The sequence below is a fragment of the Xanthomonas citri pv. citri genome (genome assembly GCF_000961215.1).
Lineage (GTDB): Bacteria > Pseudomonadota > Gammaproteobacteria > Xanthomonadales > Xanthomonadaceae > Xanthomonas > Xanthomonas cissicola.
The window spans coordinates 3,300,664-3,318,836 of the sequence record NZ_CP008998.1; the positions used below are offsets into that span (position 1 = coordinate 3,300,664).

General features: G+C 65.0%; 13 protein-coding genes, 1 other RNA gene and 1 pseudogene. 9 read left to right on the forward strand and 6 right to left on the reverse strand.

Annotated elements, in window-relative coordinates; genetic code table 11:
* The first annotated feature begins 47 nt into the window (after nucleotides 1-47).
* Nucleotides 48-1,112, forward strand: a complete 1,065-nt coding sequence (locus AMD14_RS14800; protein WP_015463423.1) for a zinc-dependent alcohol dehydrogenase family protein — start codon at nucleotides 48-50, stop codon at nucleotides 1,110-1,112.
* 109 nt (nucleotides 1,113-1,221) lie between these two features.
* Here the strand turns inward: AMD14_RS14800 and AMD14_RS14805 are convergent, their stop codons facing one another.
* From AMD14_RS14805 to AMD14_RS14810, 3 genes are all read right to left on the reverse strand, one after another.
* Complete coding sequence (locus AMD14_RS14805) at nucleotides 1,222-1,404, reverse strand: 30S ribosomal protein THX (RefSeq protein WP_003487537.1); 183 nt, start codon at nucleotides 1,402-1,404, stop codon at nucleotides 1,222-1,224.
* A 307-nt stretch (nucleotides 1,405-1,711) separates the two neighbouring features.
* Nucleotides 1,712-1,786, reverse strand: a non-coding RNA gene (locus AMD14_RS23645) — sX9 sRNA.
* A 61-nt stretch (nucleotides 1,787-1,847) separates the two neighbouring features.
* The gene (locus AMD14_RS14810) at nucleotides 1,848-2,264 is read right to left on the reverse strand and encodes a MerC domain-containing protein (RefSeq protein WP_003487534.1); all 417 of its coding nucleotides are present in this window, start codon (nucleotides 2,262-2,264) and stop codon (nucleotides 1,848-1,850) included.
* Between the two features lie 162 nt (nucleotides 2,265-2,426).
* Here AMD14_RS14810 and AMD14_RS14815 point away from each other — a divergent pair, with 162 nt between their 5' ends.
* From AMD14_RS14815 to AMD14_RS14840, 6 genes are all read left to right on the forward strand, one after another.
* Nucleotides 2,427-4,490: a TonB-dependent receptor gene (locus tag AMD14_RS14815; RefSeq protein WP_011051858.1), complete on the forward strand. Its 2,064-nt coding sequence runs from the start codon at nucleotides 2,427-2,429 to the stop codon at nucleotides 4,488-4,490.
* A 391-nt stretch (nucleotides 4,491-4,881) separates the two neighbouring features.
* Nucleotides 4,882-7,263 (forward strand): TonB-dependent receptor, encoded by a 2,382-nt coding sequence (locus AMD14_RS14820; protein ID WP_003488587.1) that lies wholly within the window; start codon nucleotides 4,882-4,884, stop codon nucleotides 7,261-7,263.
* Nucleotides 7,264-8,106: 843 nt separating this feature from the next.
* Nucleotides 8,107-9,885 (forward strand): S8 family peptidase, encoded by a 1,779-nt coding sequence (locus tag AMD14_RS14825; RefSeq protein ID WP_040107646.1) that lies wholly within the window; start codon nucleotides 8,107-8,109, stop codon nucleotides 9,883-9,885.
* 1 nt (nucleotide 9,886) lies between these two features.
* A complete protein-coding gene (locus AMD14_RS14830; RefSeq protein WP_011051860.1) occupies nucleotides 9,887-10,495 on the forward strand; it encodes a hypothetical protein in 609 nt (202 codons plus the stop codon).
* A gap of 240 nt (nucleotides 10,496-10,735) precedes the next feature.
* Entirely contained in the window at nucleotides 10,736-12,415 is a 1,680-nt protein-coding gene (locus tag AMD14_RS14835; RefSeq protein ID WP_015463425.1) for a S8 family serine peptidase, read from the forward strand.
* A 1-nt stretch (nucleotide 12,416) separates the two neighbouring features.
* Complete coding sequence (locus AMD14_RS14840; RefSeq protein ID WP_011051862.1) at nucleotides 12,417-13,013, forward strand: hypothetical protein; 597 nt, start codon at nucleotides 12,417-12,419, stop codon at nucleotides 13,011-13,013.
* 81 nt (nucleotides 13,014-13,094) lie between these two features.
* Here AMD14_RS14840 and AMD14_RS14845 read toward each other — a convergent pair whose 3' ends face one another.
* Together AMD14_RS14845 and AMD14_RS14850 are read right to left on the reverse strand one after the other, a co-directional pair.
* Entirely contained in the window at nucleotides 13,095-14,126 is a 1,032-nt protein-coding gene (locus AMD14_RS14845; protein ID WP_011051863.1) for an aldo/keto reductase, read from the reverse strand.
* A gap of 156 nt (nucleotides 14,127-14,282) precedes the next feature.
* A pseudogene (locus AMD14_RS14850) lies at nucleotides 14,283-15,500 on the reverse strand (MFS transporter).
* A gap of 99 nt (nucleotides 15,501-15,599) precedes the next feature.
* Between AMD14_RS14850 and AMD14_RS14855 the strand changes: the two are divergent.
* Nucleotides 15,600-16,514, forward strand: a complete 915-nt coding sequence (locus AMD14_RS14855) for a LysR family transcriptional regulator (RefSeq protein WP_003488572.1) — start codon at nucleotides 15,600-15,602, stop codon at nucleotides 16,512-16,514.
* A gap of 321 nt (nucleotides 16,515-16,835) precedes the next feature.
* Here AMD14_RS14855 and AMD14_RS14860 read toward each other — a convergent pair whose 3' ends face one another.
* Nucleotides 16,836-17,039: a hypothetical protein gene (locus AMD14_RS14860; protein ID WP_003488570.1), complete on the reverse strand. Its 204-nt coding sequence runs from the start codon at nucleotides 17,037-17,039 to the stop codon at nucleotides 16,836-16,838.
* A 224-nt stretch (nucleotides 17,040-17,263) separates the two neighbouring features.
* Between AMD14_RS14860 and AMD14_RS14865 the strand changes: the two genes are divergently transcribed.
* Complete coding sequence (locus AMD14_RS14865; RefSeq protein WP_015463427.1) at nucleotides 17,264-18,172, forward strand: AraC family transcriptional regulator; 909 nt, start codon at nucleotides 17,264-17,266, stop codon at nucleotides 18,170-18,172.
* The last annotated feature ends 1 nt before the right edge of the window (nucleotide 18,173 follow it).

The window sequence follows — 18,173 nt, forward strand, 5'->3', positions numbered from 1 at the left end:
CAGCACGGTAGACCCCCTCCTCATCGTGCTGCTTCCCGAGGTTGCGTATGCGCGCAATGCACTTCGAGCGTTTTGAACAGGTTCCGGAAATTCTGCAGCTCCCCGACCCGACGCCAAGCGATGACGGCGTGGTGATCAAGGTGGCAGCCACCGGCATCTGCCGCAGCGATTGGCACGGCTGGATGGGGCACGATCCGGACATCGCATTGCCGCACGTACCGGGACATGAGTTCGCCGGCGAAGTGGTCGCCATGGGAAAACGCATCTCGGGCTTTGCGATCGGCACCCGGGTCACCGTGCCGTTCGTGTCAGGGTGCGGGCGCTGCGCGCAGTGCCATGGCGGCAATCAGCACGTGTGCTCGAACCAGTTCCAGCCCGGCTTCACCGCATGGGGATCGTTCGCCGAATATGTCGCGATCGATTTTGCCGAGACGAATCTGGTCAGACTGCCGGAAAGCATCGACGATGCGACGGCGGCAAGCCTGGGATGCCGGTTTGCCACCTCGTTCCGGGCCGTGGTCGATCAGGCCAGAACCGGCCCAGGGGAATGGGTCGTGGTCCATGGCTGCGGCGGCGTCGGGCTTTCGGCAGTGATGATCGCAGCGGCGCTGGGGGCGCAGGTGGTTGCGGTGGACATCTTCGACGACAAGCTGGCGTTCGCCGTCGAATGCGGCGCGGTCGCAACGGTCAACGCGTCGAAAGCGGCCGACACGGTGGAGGCGATTCGCGAGATCACCAAGGGCGGCGCGCACGTTTCCATCGATGCGCTCGGCAGCCCCGCGACCTGTTTCAACTCCATCAGCAACCTGCGGCGGCGCGGCCGTCATGTCCAGGTGGGACTGATGCTGGGCGAACACGCCACGCCCAGGATCCCGATGGCGCAGGTGATCGGCCACGAACTGGAGATCTACGGCAGCCACGGGATGCAGGCGTGGCGGTACGATGCCATGTTGGCGATGATCCAGGCCGGGAAGATCGCACCTCAACGGCTCATCGGCAAAAGAGTGGGCCTGGACGAGGCCATTGCGGTGCTGACCGGCATGGACGCTACGCGCGACCTCGGCATCAGCGTCATCGATCGCTTCCAGCCCGTATCGCCGCCGGCATCCTAGGCACCTGGTGGCACACCTTGATGGGCCGGACAGGCGCGTAAACGACCGGCCTGCACAACGAAAAACGCGGCGCAAGCGCCGCGTTCCGGTGTCGCGAAGCGAGCTGGGATCAGCTGGCCTTGGCGACGGTCTTCTTGGCGACGGCCTTCTTGGCCGGGGCCTTGACCACGCCCTTCTTGGCAACCGGGGCAGCTGCACCCACGACAACCTTGCTCACCGCGTGCGAACGCGAATTGCCGTAGCTGGCGTTGTAGCGCTTGCCCTTGGCGGTCTTACGGTCACCCTTACCCATTTCGTCGACTCCTGAATGTGAATACAAATTCCCGTGCTGGCACAGGTCTGGCGAGGTTTCACCGGCGGCGCCCTCGCGCGAGGCCGACAAGCCTACCACGGCGGCCCCGGCGCGCGTAGCTGGGCAGCGCCCGCCCCACTTGCGGAGCTGGCCGACTCCAGCACGATGCCTGCGGTTGTGAACTGTGATCGGCTGCGGGTGGAAAGCCGCAGAGCAGCGCGAAGGTGCGGGTGGCAGACGTCGATGATCTCCGCTGTCCGCATCGGCGTGGCGGCGACGCAACCGCCCTACGACAGAGGCTTAGAGCGGCCAACAAACGTAGCGAGCAGCTGTCAGGTGGGCGCGGACGGCGCGCAGGAACCAGAGCGTGCGAGTGCTGCATGCCGATTCCGAGCACCGGCCGCGCCCGCCTGACGGCTGCGCAGTAGTTTTGTTAGCCGCTCTTAGTGCGCGCAGCTGGCGTCGTGCACATGCCCATGCCCGTGATTCAGGCGAAGATTGACCAGGTGGGCGATACCGACCAGGGCGCCACCCAGCGTCATCACCACCGCATGCGGCACCACCGAATGATGGAGCGGGTCGTACAGCAGGCCCAGCCACAGCAATGCCAGACCGGGCAATAGCAACGCCAGCGCATGCAGCGCTTTGTGCCGGCGATACCCGAGCACCAGGCTGAAAAGGCCCAATAGCGTCACGAACACCACGATGGCCAGTTCCACCCCGTCGCCCAGCCAGAACGACAGGCCCAGCGAAGGCGCCAGCGCCAGCACCAGTGGCAATACCGCGCAGTGCACGGCGCACAATAGCGAGCCGGTTGCGCCGAAGCGGTCAAGAAGGTGGCGAAGGGTTGGTAGAGGCATGACGTCCAGCAGGGTATTCGCGGCGACGTGGAATAATATAACATCTTACTGTTCCAGCCCCGCATCGATGCATCGCGCAGTCATGCGGGTTCGCCGCCGGCGCAGTAGGCAAGCTGCGCCTCACCACTGATACACAGTAACAATTACAGAGTCCGGCCCACCATGCCCCCTTTTGCACACCCGTTCCGTCGTTCCGCGCTCTCGCTGGCCCTGGCCAGCCTGCTGACCCCTGCCCTGGCCATGGCCGAGGACGCTCCGGTCGCTGCCGATGGGCAGACCCCGCCCAGTTCGGACACACGCCACGATGCCAGCCCCTCCAGTGGGCGCCATATCAAGGATCTGGACAAGGTGGTGGTCACCGCCAGCCCGTTGCGCGATGCGGCCGGTGAGTTGAGCCGCCCGGTGGAAGTGCTGGCCGGCGAGCGTCTGGACGAGGTGCGCAGTTCCAGCCTGGGCGAAACCGTGGCCAGCCTGCCCGGCGTACAGAGTTCCAACTTCGGGCCCGGCGTGGGCCGGCCGATCATCCGCGGCCTGGACGGCCCGCGCGTGGCAGTGCTGCGCGACGGCCTGTCGACCCAAGACGTGTCCACCGTCAGCCAGGACCATTCCCCGGCAATCGAGCCGTTCCTGGCCAACCAGATCGAAGTGCTGAAGGGTCCATCGACGCTGCTGTACGGCTCCGGCGCCATCGGCGGCGTGGTCAACGTGGTCGACGGGCGCATCGCCGAGACCCCGGTGGACGGCTTCAGCGGCCGCGCCGAAGTACGCTTCGACGGCGGCGACAAGGACGGCAACACCGACATGTTCCGCGTCGATGCCGGCAATGGCAGCGGGCTGTCGATCCACGCAGATGGCGTGTATCGCAACCAGAACGACTACGACACGCCGAAGGGCCGCCAGCTCAACAGCTGGGTCGATTCCAAGGTGGGCTCGATCGGTGCGTCGCTGTCCGGCGATTGGGGTTTCGTGGGTTTGTCGGCATCGCGTTTCCGCGATAACTACGGCAACCCGGGCGAGCCGGGCGACCCGTCCATCGGCGAGCGCGGGGTGTCGCTGAAGTTGCAGCAGGACCGCTACGACCTCAAGGGCGGGCTGACCGATCCGTGGGGCGAAGGCAGCGCGCTGCGTTACAGCTTCGGCCATACCGATTACGCGCATACCGAATTCGAAGGCGCCGAAGTCGGCACCGTGTTCACCAAGCGGGCCAACGAAGGCCGCGTGGAAGCCTCGTTTACGTTTGGTGGCGGCTGGCAGACTGCATTCGGCCTGCAGGGCAGCGACAGCACCTTTCAGGCGATCGGCGAAGAATCCTTCGTGCCCAAGACCGATACACGCTCGCTCGGCGCATTCGCCGTTGCACGCAATAGTTGGGAGCGCGTCACCGCCGAAGTCGGCGCGCGCGTGGACAAGGTCAAGTACCAGACCGATATCGGCGTGGACCGTGATTTCACTCCGACCAGCTTCTCGGCCAGCGGCGGTTTCCGCTTCAACGAACAATGGCGTCTGACCGCCAACCTGGACCACGCCGAGCGTGCGCCGGCCGAAGAAGAACTGTTCGCCAACGGCCCGCATATCGCCACCCTCGCCTTCGAAATCGGCGATGCCAATCTGAAGACCGAGAAGGCCAACCAGGCCGAGCTGGGCTTGAATTTCCAGAACGAATGGGTGGATGCCAAGGTGGCGGCGTACTACAACCGCTACAACGACTTCGTCTACATCGTCGACACCGGCGGCCAGTGGTTCAACGAAGAAGACAACGACTTCCTGCCGATCCGCCAGTGGACGCAGGCCGATGCGATCTTCCACGGTTTCGAAGGCGAGGCCACCTTCCACCTGGCCAACAACGATAACGGTGCGTGGGACCTGCGCGTGTTCGGCGATACGGTGCGTGCGCGTCTGAACGATGGCGGCAACCTGCCGCGTATCGCACCGGGACGTTTCGGTGCGCAGCTGCGCTGGGATGCCGACCAGTGGCGCGCATCGCTTGGTGCCACCCGCACCCTGAAGCAGGACAAGGTGGCAGTGAACGAAACCCCGACCGACGGCTACACCTTCGTCGATGCGCATCTGGCGTATCACGTGGACCACGGCAGCGCCGCGTGGGAAGTGTTCCTGGACGGCAATAACCTGACCAATCAGGACGCACGCGTGCACACCTCCTTCCTCAAGGACGATGTGATGCTTCCTGGCCGCAGCGCTTCGTTCGGCGTGCGCTTGTTCTTCTGACAGCAGTCTCTCTCCCCTGCTGAGTGGAAGGAAGGCCGCCTTCGGGCGGCCTTTTTGTGTGCGTTGCCGACCTATCAGCGCCTCCTGCGGAGTGCTGCACTGTCCTGCAGTCGCGTTCGCCACTGCGTGGATCTGCACGGCACACAGGACGGGAGCTTGGTCGCGCTCCACGCAGGCACAGCCTTCTTCCAAGTGCAGAAGCGCAACCCAATGCTGCTGCGTCGCACAACAGGCTGCGGCGCATCTGGGGTTAAAAGTTCATTAGCACTGCGCTGACAGGGGGCGCAAGCGACGCGATAGCGCGGGCGCGCGCGTGCACTGGCTGCCGATGCCTGCACACCGCGGCGTGGCTCGGCAGCGTTCTTGCACTTCAAGACAAGGAGCCTTGCGCATGCGTTTTTCATCGCCCCGCTATACCCTCTCGCTCGCCGTCGCTGCCGCGCTGCTAGCACCTGACGGCCGCACGCAGACCGCCCCGCCTGCATCAGGCAATCAAGAGGCCACCACGCTGGATGCGGTTATCGTCAGCGGCACCGCGCGCTTCAAGGGCTTGGCCAAGCGCGACGCCAGTTTTTCGATCACCACGGCCAGCCCGGAACAGATCCAGCAAGCGGTGCCGCAAAGCACTGCCGACCTGCTCAAGATCGTGCCTGGCGTATGGGCCGAGCCCAGCGGTGGCGGCACCGGCGCCAACATCTTCGTGCGCGGCATGCCGTCGGAAGGCGATGCGCCGTTCGTGACCATGCAACTGGATGGCTCGCCGCTGTTTCCGCCGCCGACCTTGTCGTTCCTGGAGAATTCCACGCTATTCCGCGTCGATGACACTGTCGAACGCATGGAAGTGCTGCGTGGCGGCTCCAGTCCGATCTTCTCCAACGGCCAGCCCGGCTTGACCGTCAATTTCATCCAGAAGAAAGGCCAGGACGAACCCGAAGGCAGCGTGCGCCTGACCGGCGGCAACAACGCATTGCGCCGCATCGATGTGTTCAACAGCGGGCCGATGGGCAATGGTTGGTACTACAGCGTGGGCGGCTTCTTCCGCGAAACCGACGGCGTCCGCGACCCGCAGTTCTCCGCCGACAAGGGCGGCCAGTTCAGCGCCACGTTGAGCAAGCGTTGGGACAGCGGCGAGCTGTCGCTCTACGCGCGCCACACCGACGATAACAACGCGTTCTACACCGCGATCCCGTTGCTCTCGCGCAACAACGGCAACGATCTTTCCAGTTTCCCCGGCCTGAACGCGCAGACCGGCACCCTGCTCGGCCGCGACTTCCGCAATGTGGATCTGTTGGTCGGACCCAACGGCCAGACGCTGCGGCGCGATCTGGCCGACGGGCGCGGCGTCAACATCGACGTGTTCGGCGGCGAGTGGAATTGGGAGAGCGGCGGCTGGACCGTTGCCGACCGCTTCAACGTGATCAGCGGCAGCGCGCCGACCTACGCGCTCTTTACCGGCGATGCGCCGCAACGCCTGGGCGATGTCATTGCCGGTTACGGCAGCGGCGGCAGCGCCAGCTACACCAATGGCGGGGGCGCGGTGGACCCTAACCAGCAGGTACTCGAAGCCGGTTGGTGGTCGGTGGACAAGCGCCTGAATTCCTTTACCAACGACCTGCGTCTGAGCCGCGAGCTGTTTGCCGGCAATACGCTGACCGTAGGCGCCTATTACGCCAAGTATTCGTCTGCCGATACCTGGTACCTGGGCAACACCATGCTGCTTACCGCGCAAAACAACGCGCGCCGCATCGATGTGGCGTTGGACGATGGCCGCCAAGCCACCCGCCAGGGTTTCACCAGTACCGCGTTCTTGAACCTGCGCGCCAAGTACGACGGCGAAAACATCGCCGCCTTCGTTGCCGACGAGTGGGAGCTGAGCGAACGCCTGCGCCTGGACCTGGGCGCACGCTACGAGCGCCAGAGCGTCACCGGCGATGTGCACGACACCACGACCGTGGATCTGGATGGCAACCCGGCCACGTTGTACGACAACGCCACCTCGCTGGCGCTGGCAACCACCCGGCGCATCGATCAGGACGATGAAGCGTTCTCGTGGACAGCCGGCCTGAACTTCACGCTGGACCAGAACAACAGCCTGTTTGCGCGGGTCAATTCCGGGGTGAAGTTTCCCGGCTTCGACAACCTGCGCGATGGGCAGGACCGCGTGCAGGACGTGGATCAATACGAGCTGGGTTTGAAGTCCGGGACGAGCGCCTACGACCTGTATCTCACCGCGTTCTACAACACCTTCAAGAACTCGCCGTTCCAGGCGTTCCTGGCCAATGGCGAGAACTTCACCGCCGTGGGCGATTCGCGCGCACGCGGCCTGGAAGTGGAAGGTGCAATCCGGCCGTTCGGCGGGTTCGAGCTGGCTGGCACCGGGGTGTGGCTGGACGCCAAGTACCGCAATTATCGCGAATTCACCGGCAACCAAGTGATGCGCCAACCCAAGCGCCAGTTCCGCATCACGCCTAGCTATTACTGGATGCTGCCGTTCGGCGACCTCAAGGTGTTTGCCACCTATTCGTACATCGGCGAGCGCTTTGCGGACCTGGCCAACAGCCAGCGCCTGCCCTCGTACGACATGCTGGATGTCGGCGCCAACCTGCATGTGGGCGAACATTGGGAAGTGACGGCCAGCGGCAGCAACGTCACCGACACGCTGGGCCTGACCGAAGGCAACGTGCGCGTGCCTGGCGCAGCCACCGGTGGTGTCTTCATGGGCCGCCCCATCGCCGGCCGGCAGTACCAGATGTCGGTGGCGTACCGCTGGTAGTTCGCCGTCACACCCTGAGCCGCGCAGCAGCCCAGACTGCTGCGCGGAACTTCGCTACCGCATGCGTCGATGCGCAGCCTGGCGACACCGGCATGCCCGGCGTTGCCAGACGCTGCGGGCGCCATGCGTCTGCCACGCGCGACAGACGGTGCAACACCGTGATGACGGGGGCGGAGGCGAACAAAACCGCATGCGAAGCACAACGACGCATCGTGATCGCTTATTTCGATCGAAATGACCGCCACTGCCAAGTTTTCTGCAATTTTCGTCGGCAGAACTTCGCATGCAAGGCATCACCCGACACGCCCGTCGTAAATTGCGCGATGTGTCACGAAGATGTGGTCGCTGGCATGCCTTGCAGACAATGCTGTCCCCATTTGTAATCCAGGCGTTCTTGGTGCAGACGCATCGACAACATCGGCTGCGTCGACACGCACAGGGGAGCCGACGCAGGACCTGACCGCAGCGTCCGTCGGCAGAAATGCGCTTGGTAACTCAACTGGGATAAACGCACATGGCTCTTGTTGCTGCCTCTTTTGCATCGATGTCGCACGCCCCGGGCATCGACACGCGGCATCTTGCTGCCTGCGGTGCGGCTCTGCTTGCAGATCGCGTTGCCTGACGGGCTTTCCGGATCCGGCTGGTATCTGCCGGGTCCTTCACTCGCATTCCTCTTTCGGCTCCACCAACACCGGCTTCACAGGCGCGAGCTTCGTGGAGTGGAGCAGTTGCAAGGGCCGATCGCGCGGTTGGCCTGACGGAGGACTGCGTCACTCGACGGCGCCCACCATTCGACTGGAATCAAACGGAATGAACTCTCTTCGCAGGCGACCTCTCGCGCTGTTGATAGCGGTCCTCCTGACCGGCGGCACGCCGCTGTCGGTACTTGCTGCCACCCAGGCAACGGCTGCCACCACCCCGGCCACTACCAGCGCCAAAGCGAAAGCCACAGGCAACGACCCATTACTGCGGTACCAGTGGCATATCTCCAACCAGGGGCAGGCCGTGATCGGCGACAGCCGTCCGGTCGCTGGCGTGGACATGGATGTGGACATCCTGCATGCCCTGGACATTCGCGGCCGCGGCGTGCGGGTCGGCGTGGTGGACGATGGGCTGGAATTGGGCCATGAAGATCTGGCAGACAACATCCTGCCAAACGGGTCGCACAATTTCGGCGATGGGTCGCACGACACCACGCCGATCGATCCGAGTAACGGGCACGGGACGTCCGTCGCCGGCATCATCGGTGCGGTGGGCTGGAATGGCCGCGGCGGACGCGGCGTGGCGCCAGAAGTGCAGCTGGCAGGATTCGACGTTTTTGCGCGCGATTCTTCGGTCACCGATGCCAGCATCAGGTATGCATGGGGCGATGGCCCGGAGGCGCGCAATATCGATGTCTTCAACAACAGCTGGGGGTCGGTTGCCCCGTTCTACTTTGATTTTTCTGTGGAGGACCAGCGCACCTGGCAAGCATTGATGGGTTCGACACGTGGCGGCCTTGGCGGCATTTATGTCAAATCCGCTGGCAATAGCTTCCTGCGCTTCCTTGAGCCCGACGAGAACGGAAACCCCGTCAATGTCTGCAGCGAACAATCGCGCGCATTGCAGGTCGGCTGCTCGCTGGCCAACATCGATCCCTTCGCAAATCTGCCCGGAACCATCGTCGTGGCCAGCCTGAATGCCAAGGGCACCCGTGCCTCGTATTCGTCCACAGGCTCTGCGTTGTGGGTTTCCGGTCTTGGCGGCGAGTTCGGCCGTCAACGCAAGTTCTATCCCGACGCAGCGTCCACCTTTTTCCCGGATTCGGCGCCCTATGCCTACGATCCGGCGATTGTCACCACCGATCTCAGCGGCTGCACAGCGGGCGAGAACGTCGAAGATCCCGACGTGGTCTACAACGCATTGGATGGCAGCAAGTCGAAGATCGATGCGTCGTGCAACTACAACGCGATCATGAACGGGACCTCGGCCGCAGCGCCTACCGTGTCTGGCGTGGCTGCGTTGATCCTCGGTGCCAATGCGAGCCTGAGCGCACGCGACGTCAAATATATTCTTGCGACAACCGCGCGCCAGATCGACCCATGGCAGCCGCGGGTGGTCTACCAGGGCAGCGTGATCGATCCGGGCTGGATCACCAACGCAGCCGGGCACCGTTTCAGCAATTGGTACGGCTTCGGTCTGGCCGATGCCGCGGCCGCGGTCTACAAGGCGCGCTATTTCACACCGCTGCCGCCCATGCGTGATACCCAGTGGGTCAGCTCCACCGATGCGGCCAGCCAGATCGGTGGCCCGGCGCGCCCGGGCAAGCTGCGCATCCGTGTGCAGCAGGCGATGAAGGTGGAAGCGGTGCAGCTGTCGCTGCAGTCGGCGCACAAGACGCCGTCCAACCTGCGTGTGGTGCTGGTGTCCCCGAGCGGGACGCGCAGCGTCGTCGCCACGCCGTTTTCCGTCCTGGATCCGGCTGCTTATGCGCAGACGGGGTTCTATATCGACCTGACCTCCAGCAATGCGTTTCTGGACGAGAAATCGCGCGGCATCTGGACCCTGGAAGTGACCGACATGACCGATCCCAGGAGCACTGTCGCACTCAACGCTTTCAAACTTCGCATCGTGGGGCACTGATATGAAACCGACGATTCTTGCTTGCCTGCTGACGCTATCACTCGCCGCAACCGGTGCTGCCCAGGCAGCGCAATACATGGACGCCAAGACCCTGCGTGCGGCAGCGACCGGCGTGCGGTTCAAGTCCGGGCAGGACATGTTCCGCATGCTGCCGGGCACAGTGGTGAGCGAGCACACGCCGCCGCGGAACGCGACATCAGCGCAGCGATCGGCAGCCAAGGCCGGCATTACCGGTGCAGTGTCCCCCGGCGACAAGGTCGCCGCGCGCATCGGGCCGTATGCGGTCGTACTGGATGCGCCTGCGGGTGCTGCGCGCAGTCTTGCCACCGATGCCGAACGCCCCATCGCCGCTGCGGTGAATGAGCGCAACGGTCGTGTCGTGCTGGTCAACCCGCAGGTGAAACTCACCGGCACGACGCCCGCCACTGCAAAATCGCTGGCTGCCAGCAGCGGCGGAACCATTGCCTACGCCTCGACGGTGGACGGCAGCGCGGTGATCACCTATGCATCGGTGGAACAGGCCCAGCGTGCACTCCCCGGCCTGCAGCGCAGCAGCGGCGTCGCGCAGGCGGCGCTGGTGGTCATGCAGGCGGTCATGCAACCGATGTAAATAGACCGGCCGCAGGCTGATCCCTGCGGCCATTCCACGTCGGGCGGCATGCAGGCCCATTTGGCCGACACCTGCATCTGCGTGCGCCCCATTACCGATACCATCCCATGACAACCTCTCCCCTGCGGCGATTGCCGCTGCTGTGCGCGTGCCTACTGGCGCTCGGACCCTTCTCGCTGACCGCCGATGCTGCGGCAACCGGTGTCGATGCATCGATCAGGACGACGCAGAACACACGCAATGCCAGCGACCCGTTGTTCCGCTACCAATGGCATCCAAGGCCAGCCGGTGTTCGGCGACCAACGTCCGCGGCCAGGCGTCGATCTGGATGTGGACATCCTGCACACGCTCGGCATTCGCGGAGCCGGAGTCAAGGTGGCGGTCATCGATGATGGGCTCGAGATTGCGCATGAGGATCTCGTCGACAACATCGTTGCCGGCGGCTCGCATAACTTCTTGAATGGTTCCAACGATCCGACGCCGCCTGCGGACGAAATCGACAATGACCACGGCACCGCGGTCGCCGGCATCATCGCGGCACGTGGATGGAATGGTCTGGGTGGACGCGGTGTTGCACCAGAGGCGAATGTGGCTGGCTTCAACGCACTTTCCATACTCGATGGCAGCAAGCAATACGTGGATATCCGTTACTCCTGGGGCGATGGCGCAGAAGCCCGTGCGATGGACGTGTACAACAACAGCTTCGGCATCTCGACAGCGGTCTATCCATTCAGCGATCTCGACGAGCAGCGCTCTCTGGAGAAACTGATGCGTGCCCAGCGTGGTGGCAAGGGCGGCATCTACGTCAAGGCAGCTGGCAATGATTTCAATACGCTGCTCGATGTGGATGCACAGGGCAAGCTGATCGATCGTTGCAGCGACCAGACCCGGCAACTCGGCGTCGCCTGCAGCAGCGCCAATATCGACAACCTCAACAGTCTGACCACCATGATCGTGGTGGGTGCGGTCAACGCCAACGGCGTGCGTGCGAGCTATTCATCGCCCGGATCCGCGTTGTGGGTGTCCGGTCTCTCCGGCGAATTTGGGTTCCAGCGTCGCTTCGACCCGCATCCTGAGACTTACAGTCCGTTGTATACACTGCTCGCTGCGCAGGGCCCGCAACCATTCTTCTCACCGGCGATCGTCACGACCGACCTGAGTGGATGCGCTGCAGGCAATAATCGCGATCGGACGCGCGCGCCGCAGAATGCGCTGGATACCAGCCACTCCAAAATCGATGCCTCGTGCAACTACAGCGCACGCATGAATGGCACCTCCGCCTCCGCACCAACGGTTGCAGGCGTCGCGGCGCTGATGCTGGGCGCCAACCCGCAGCTGACGCTGCGCGATGTCAAATACATCCTGGCAACGACGGCGGTGCAGGTCGATCCCCATCAGGCCAAGGCGTTCTACAAGGACGCCGTGATCGAGCCCGCCTGGATCACCAACGCGGCCGGCCACCGTTTCAGCAACTGGTATGGCTTCGGTTTGGTGGATGCAGCCGCGGCGGTGGAGCGTGCGATGCATTTCACTCCGCTGCCGGCGATGCAAGACACCGAGTGGACCGTCTATGACGGCGAGAGCAGCACCATCGGCGGTATCGGCTCGCCCGCGCGATTAGCGATCGACATCAAGCAGTCCTTCAAGGTGGAAGGCGTACAGCTGTACTTCGCAGGGACGCACAAGCATCCTCGCCAACTGCGCGCCGTGCTGGTATCGCCCAGCGGCACCCGCAGCACCGTGATGACGCCGTTCTCCACGCTCGACCCGGGTGATGGCTTCGTGGTCTTCCTGACCTCCAGCAATGCCTTCCTGGACGAGGCGGCAGCCGGTCGCTGGACACTGGAGGTGGACGACATGCTCGCCGACAACGGCAAGGAACAACTGCAGGAATTCGAAATGCGCGTGGTGGGCCACTGACATGAAAACTTCTCTGATCACACTGCTGTGCGTCGTTGCCGCCAGCATGTCTGCACCCGTCTCGGCACAGGTGTTCGATCGCGCCCGCCTGCGTGCTGCCGCAACCGGGCAGACCGTTGTGGTGGACCGGGCCAGCTTCCGGCTGATTCCAGGAGCAGTGGTACGGCTGGCCGACGCCACGCGCGGCGCTGCCGCCACGCAAACGCTAACAAGCACGCAGACACGCACCAACGCACCGGTTGCCCGCGTCGATCGCTACGCGATCTATCTCGACACCAGCGGCGCGGCGGACGCAGTCGCGCGCACCACGCGCAGCGAACCATCGGCGACCGTCGTGGCCGCGCTGGAAACGCGTAGCGGCCAGCCGGCACTGCTCGGTGCTTCGATCAAATTGTTCGATACCACGCCAGCCATCGCGCGTGCACTGGCCACGCATACGGGCGGCAGGTTGCTCTATGCCTCCGCCACCGACGGCAGCGCGATGATCGGCTACGACTCGGCGATGACGGCATTGGACAATTGCCGCCAGCTGCAAGGCAGCCACGGCGTGGGAGCGATCAAGCCGGAAGTGATCGTCCCGGCGGCACGGCCGTTGTGACGCGGCTGCTCTAGAACCGCCGCAGCCACGCGTGCCACGCTGCTGCATTGGTCGCAGCGTGGCGCGTTGGCGCAGCCCGCCTCACAGCGGCAGTGGGCTGCGTTCTGCAAACTGCCCGCGCCAATAGGGGTAGTACGGGTACGGCGGCTCCACTGCGCTGACCTGATCCAGGCGGGCACGCTGGTCACCGGTCAACGACCAACCCACCGCACCCAGGTTTTCGCGCAGCTGCACTTCGTCGCGTGCGCCAATCAGCACTGTGCTCACGGTCGGCCGCTGCAGCAGCCAGTTGATGGCGATCTGCGGCACGCTGCGGCCGGTCTCTGCGGCAATGGCATCGAGCGCCTCGACGATGTCGAACAAGCGCGCATCGTCGATCGCCGGGCCGGCCGCGGCAGTGGCATGCAGACGGCTGTGTTGCGGCAACGGCTGGCCGCGCCGCAGCTTGCCGGTCAGCCGCCCCCAACCGAGCGGGCTCCACACCACCGCACCGATGCCTTGGTCGATACCCAGCGGCATCAGCTCCCACTCGTAGTCGCGCCCGGCCAGCGAGTAATACGTCTGGTTGGCGACGAAGCGGTTCCAGCCATGCGCATCGGCGACCGCCTGCGACTTCATCAGCTGCCAACCGGAATAATTGGAAGCGCCCAGATAGCGCACCTTGCCCGCGCGCACCAAGCCATCGAGCGTGGACAGGGTTTCTTCCATCGGCGTCATCGCATCGAAGGCGTGCAGCTGCAGCAGATCGATGTAGTCGGTGCGCAAGCGTCGCAAGCAGGCCTCCACCGCACGCAGCAAGCGAAAGCGCGACGCGCCGGCATCGTTGGGGCCATCGCCCAGGCGCAGGCCGGTCTTGGTCGAAAGGATCACCTGATCGCGGCGGCCTTGCAGCGCCTGGCCGAGGATGTCTTCGGACGCGCCATCGGAATACACATCTGCGGTATCGAACAGGTTGAGCCCTGCATCCAGGCACAGGTCGATCATGCGCCGCGCCTGCGCCACATCGGTGTCGCCCCATGCAGAAAACAGCGGCCCCTTGCCGCCGAACGTGCCGGCACCCAGGCCAAGCACGGGCACCTTGAAACCGGAACGGCCGAGTAGACGGGTTTCCATCGAAGAAGTCCTTGCAACGTTGAATGGAAGATGCGCTGCGTTATCGTTGGCCGCTAGCGCCTGTGGCGTGTTGATGGCGAAACCAGCGTCGATGCACATCGAGAGCCGCCTGACGCGCACTGCGCCAGCGTGGCCAATGACCAGTGGGTACTCAACTCACCCCATCTGCGTGCAGGTCAGTGGCGCAGCCGCGCGGCGTCGTTGCAACTGCACGCTCCACAGCGCGATACCCAGCCCGACGGCACTCAACAGCGCGGCCACCCAGGGCGTTGCGACCAGGCCCGCCTGCGTGGCGATCACCACACCACCCAGCCATGCGCCCAGCGCATTGCCCAGGTTGAAGGCGGCGATATTGAGGCTGGAGGCCAGGTTCTAGCCGGCGCCGCGCGCGTGTTCCAGCACGCGCAACTGCAGTGGCGCCACGGTGGCGAAGGCAGCCACGCCCAGTAGCCCGACAAAGGTCACCATGGCGGCCTTGCTGTGCAGGACGCATCCCAGTGCGCCCAGCACGACCACCAGGGCCGCCAGGCTGCCCAGCAGGGCCGCGGTGGGGCGACGGTCCGCCAGCCGCCCACCGAGCAGATTGCCGACGATCATGCCCACGCCGAACACCAGCAGCACCGGCGACACCGTCGATTGCGCAAAGCCGGTGACCTGCAGCAGCAGCGGCTGGATGTAGGCGAACACGGCGAACACACCGGCGTAGCCCACCACGGTGATCGCCAGCGCCAGCAGCACCTGCCCCCGCTGCAATACCGCCACTTCCTGCCGCCACGACACCGGCGTGGCAGCACCTGCCGCGGCCGGCACCCACACCGCGACCGCGGAAGTGGCCAGCACACCGATCGCAGCCACCGCCCAGAAGGTCGCGCGCCAACCCAGTTGCAGCCCCAGCCAGGCACCGGCCGGCACCCCGAGCAAGGTGGCCACGGTCAGCCCGGCGAACATCAGCGAGATGGCCGATGCACGGCGTTCGGCCGGCACCAGCGACGTCGCCACGACGGCGCCGACGCCGAAAAACGTGCCGTGGGCCAGCGACGTCAGCACCCGCGCAACCATCAGGCTGGTGTAGTCCGGCGCCAGCGCGCAGGCCACGTTGCCGACCGTGAAGATCAGCATCAGACCGACCAGCACCGCCTTGCGCGGCAGGCGTGCGCTGGCCAGGGTCAGCACCGGCGCACCGACGAACACACCCAGCGCATAACCGCTGATCAACAGGCCCGCCGCGCTGAGCGAAACGCCCAGATCCGCGGCTACCTGCTGCAGCAGCCCCATGATCACGAACTCGGTCGTGCCAATGCCGAAGGCACCGATGGTCAGTGCCAGCAACGCCGGCGGAAAGCGCGATGAACGCGCAGAGGTGAGGTTGGACATGGGCAGGGCCAGGGAGGACTGCGCACAGCCTGCGCCCCGCGTTTACTTTCAAAAACCCCTGCTATGCTGATTCACTTTCAATCAATCATTGAGAATCGGATGGACCGTCTTGGCGACATTGCCCTGTTCCTGCGCGTGCTCGACCTGGGCTCGATCACCGCGGGCGCGCGCAGCCTGGATCTGTCGGTGGCGGTGGCCAGCCAGCGTCTCAAGCGCCTGGAACGCGAGCTGGGCGTGCGCCTGCTGCACCGAACCACGCGCCGCCTGCATCCCACTGCCGAAGGGCAGCGGCTGGCCGAGCGTGGCCGCGTGCTGGTGGAAGATCTGGACGCGCTGGCCGAGGATCTGCGCGAAAGCGCGCACGATGTGGGTGGCGTGCTGCGCATGACCATGTCCGCCTCATTCGGGCGGCAATACGTATCGCCGCTGCTGCCGGAATTCCAGGCCCGCCATCCGCGCCTGCGCATCAGCGCGCACCTCAGCGACGACCTGGTGGACCTGGTCAAACAGGGCTTCGATCTGGCGATCCGGATCGGCCCACTGGAGGACTCCGGGCTGGTGGCCCGGCGTATCGCCGACAACCGCCGTACCCTGGCGGCCTCGCCCGCCTATCTGCAGCGTCACGGCACGCCGCGCACGCCGGACGAGCTTGCACAGCACGCCGGCGTGTTGCTGATGGGCCGTGACGGCCGCCAGGACGTGTGGACACTGCAAACGCCCGACGGCGGGCTGGTGCGCGTGCGCATGCAGAGCCGCTTCGAAAGCAACTTCGGCGAACTGGTGCGCGACGCCGTGGTCGCCGGCCAGGGCATCGCGGTGCATTCGTATTGGCACATCGCCGACGAATTGCGCAGCGGCCGCCTGGTCCACGTCATGCCCGATTACCCGCCACCGGCCTCGCAGATCAGCGCAGTGATGCCGGCGCGCCAGTTGCAACCGCCGCGCGTGCGCGCGTTCGTGGATTTCCTGCAGGAGCGGCTAGGCGAGCAGCCGCCTTGGGAACTGGCGACATAGCGCCCGCCGCGGCGCGCATGGGACCGGGCGGCAGCGGCGGTTGCCGTGCGGATGGCCCCGCAGCGAGACGCGCGCGCCTGTGCTGGACGCCGGCGTACGTGGAGGTCTGCGGCATGCCAGCCATCATTGGAAAGACGGCATCGATGCGTTGTACGCGGCGTCTCATGCGCGCCCACTGCGCGACTGGCCGGCAGCCCGAACGCGCAGCCTTCAACCGCATGACGGGCTGGCCAGCTGTTACATCGGCTCTCAGCATCACCGTGCACGACCACAAGCTGAGGCCGGCTGCGTGCGAACCGTCGAGGCAATCGCTGCCCCGGATCAACGTCCGCCGCGCAGCAGGCGTTTGTGCAGGCTACGCCGCTGCGCGGCGCTCAATAGATGTCCATGCGTCCGCAACAGCCCCAGGATCTGCAGATGGGCCTGCGCGGTACGCCGTGCCAATTCGGTGGCGGCAGCGGCTTGGAGCCGCTTCCACTCGGCGGGGCTGGTCGGCGTTGGAAAGCTGGAACGTTTTGCGGGCATGGCAGCAGGCGGATGCGAGAGACCTCGCCATGATACGGCCGGTCCGTGATCGCCCTATCGGGCCGATGCGCAGTTCACGCGCAGGCGGCCACGACTGCTGCGCGCTTTCCAGCGGGCGCAAGCCCGCGACCCGCGCAGCGGACCTTGCCGCCCGTACCACCTGCACTCTTGTACGATCGGTGCCTTCGCGGCTGGACCGCATTGCACCGTCGACGGGTTGTTGCATGTCTTCGCTGACCGAGTTGAGCACGATATTGCTGCGTCATGCGCCTGGCGACGGCATGCATCCCACGCAGATCGCCGGGTTGCAGATCATGCGTAGCGCATCGCCGACCGTAGCCATGCCCACTGTCTACACACCCATGCTGTGCCTGGTGGCGCAAGGCCGCAAGCAGGCAATGCTCGGCGCGCAGGCGTACTTCTATCACCCGCAGATGTACCTGGTGGCGTCGGTGGATCTGCCCATCGTCGGCTCGGTAATCGAAGCCAGCGGCGCGCAACCGTATCTATGCTTCTGCCTGGACCTGGACACCGCGGTGCTCAGCGAGCTGGCGATCAACCATCCGGAACTGGTGGACACGCAGCGCGATGCGGCATCGGCCGGGCTGTTACTCAATCGCAGCACGCCGCAGTTGCAGGACGCGCCGCTACGGCTGGCGCGCCTGCTCGATCAACCGCATGAAATTGCCGCGCTCGCGCCCTTGATCGTGCGCGAACTGCTGTACCGCCTGATGGCCGACCCGGCCAATGCGGCGGTGCGCCAGATGGCCATCGCCGACAGCCGGCTCAACCAGATTTCCAGGGCCATCGTGTGGTTGCGCGAACACTATGCGCAGCGCTTCAGCATCGAGCAGATCGCCGATCTCTCGGCGATGAGCCGCTCCACCTTCCATGCGCATTTCAAGGCGGTGACCACGATGACGCCGCTGGACTACCGTTCGCAGCTGCGCGTGCACGAAGCACGCCGCCTGATGGTGGCCGATGCGCTGACCGCTGCCGACGCCGGCTTCCGGGTTGGTTACGAGAGCGCGTCGCAGTTCAGCCGCGACTACGCACGCATTCTCGGCATCTCGCCTGCGCGCGATGCGCAACGGCTGCGTGCCAACGCGCAGGACGCCACCGAAGCGGCGTGAG

Bases quoted from the DNA above. Each gene is read 5' to 3' on its own strand.
- AMD14_RS14800 (WP_015463423.1), top strand. From the start codon at position 48: ATGCGCGCAATGCACTTCGAGCGTTTTGAACAGGTTCCGGAAATTCTG.
- AMD14_RS14805 (WP_003487537.1), bottom strand. From the start codon at position 1,404: ATGGGTAAGGGTGACCGTAAGACCGCCAAGGGCAAGCGCTACAACGCC.
- AMD14_RS14810 (WP_003487534.1), bottom strand. From the start codon at position 2,264: ATGCCTCTACCAACCCTTCGCCACCTTCTTGACCGCTTCGGCGCAACC.
- AMD14_RS14815 (WP_011051858.1), top strand. From the start codon at position 2,427: ATGCCCCCTTTTGCACACCCGTTCCGTCGTTCCGCGCTCTCGCTGGCC.
- AMD14_RS14820 (WP_003488587.1), top strand. From the start codon at position 4,882: ATGCGTTTTTCATCGCCCCGCTATACCCTCTCGCTCGCCGTCGCTGCC.
- AMD14_RS14830 (WP_011051860.1), top strand. From the start codon at position 9,887: ATGAAACCGACGATTCTTGCTTGCCTGCTGACGCTATCACTCGCCGCA.
- AMD14_RS14835 (WP_015463425.1), top strand. From the start codon at position 10,736: ATGCCAGCGACCCGTTGTTCCGCTACCAATGGCATCCAAGGCCAGCCG.
- AMD14_RS14840 (WP_011051862.1), top strand. From the start codon at position 12,417: ATGAAAACTTCTCTGATCACACTGCTGTGCGTCGTTGCCGCCAGCATG.
- AMD14_RS14845 (WP_011051863.1), bottom strand. From the start codon at position 14,126: ATGGAAACCCGTCTACTCGGCCGTTCCGGTTTCAAGGTGCCCGTGCTT.
- AMD14_RS14855 (WP_003488572.1), top strand. From the start codon at position 15,600: ATGGACCGTCTTGGCGACATTGCCCTGTTCCTGCGCGTGCTCGACCTG.
- AMD14_RS14860 (WP_003488570.1), bottom strand. From the start codon at position 17,039: ATGCCCGCAAAACGTTCCAGCTTTCCAACGCCGACCAGCCCCGCCGAG.
- AMD14_RS14865 (WP_015463427.1), top strand. From the start codon at position 17,264: ATGTCTTCGCTGACCGAGTTGAGCACGATATTGCTGCGTCATGCGCCT.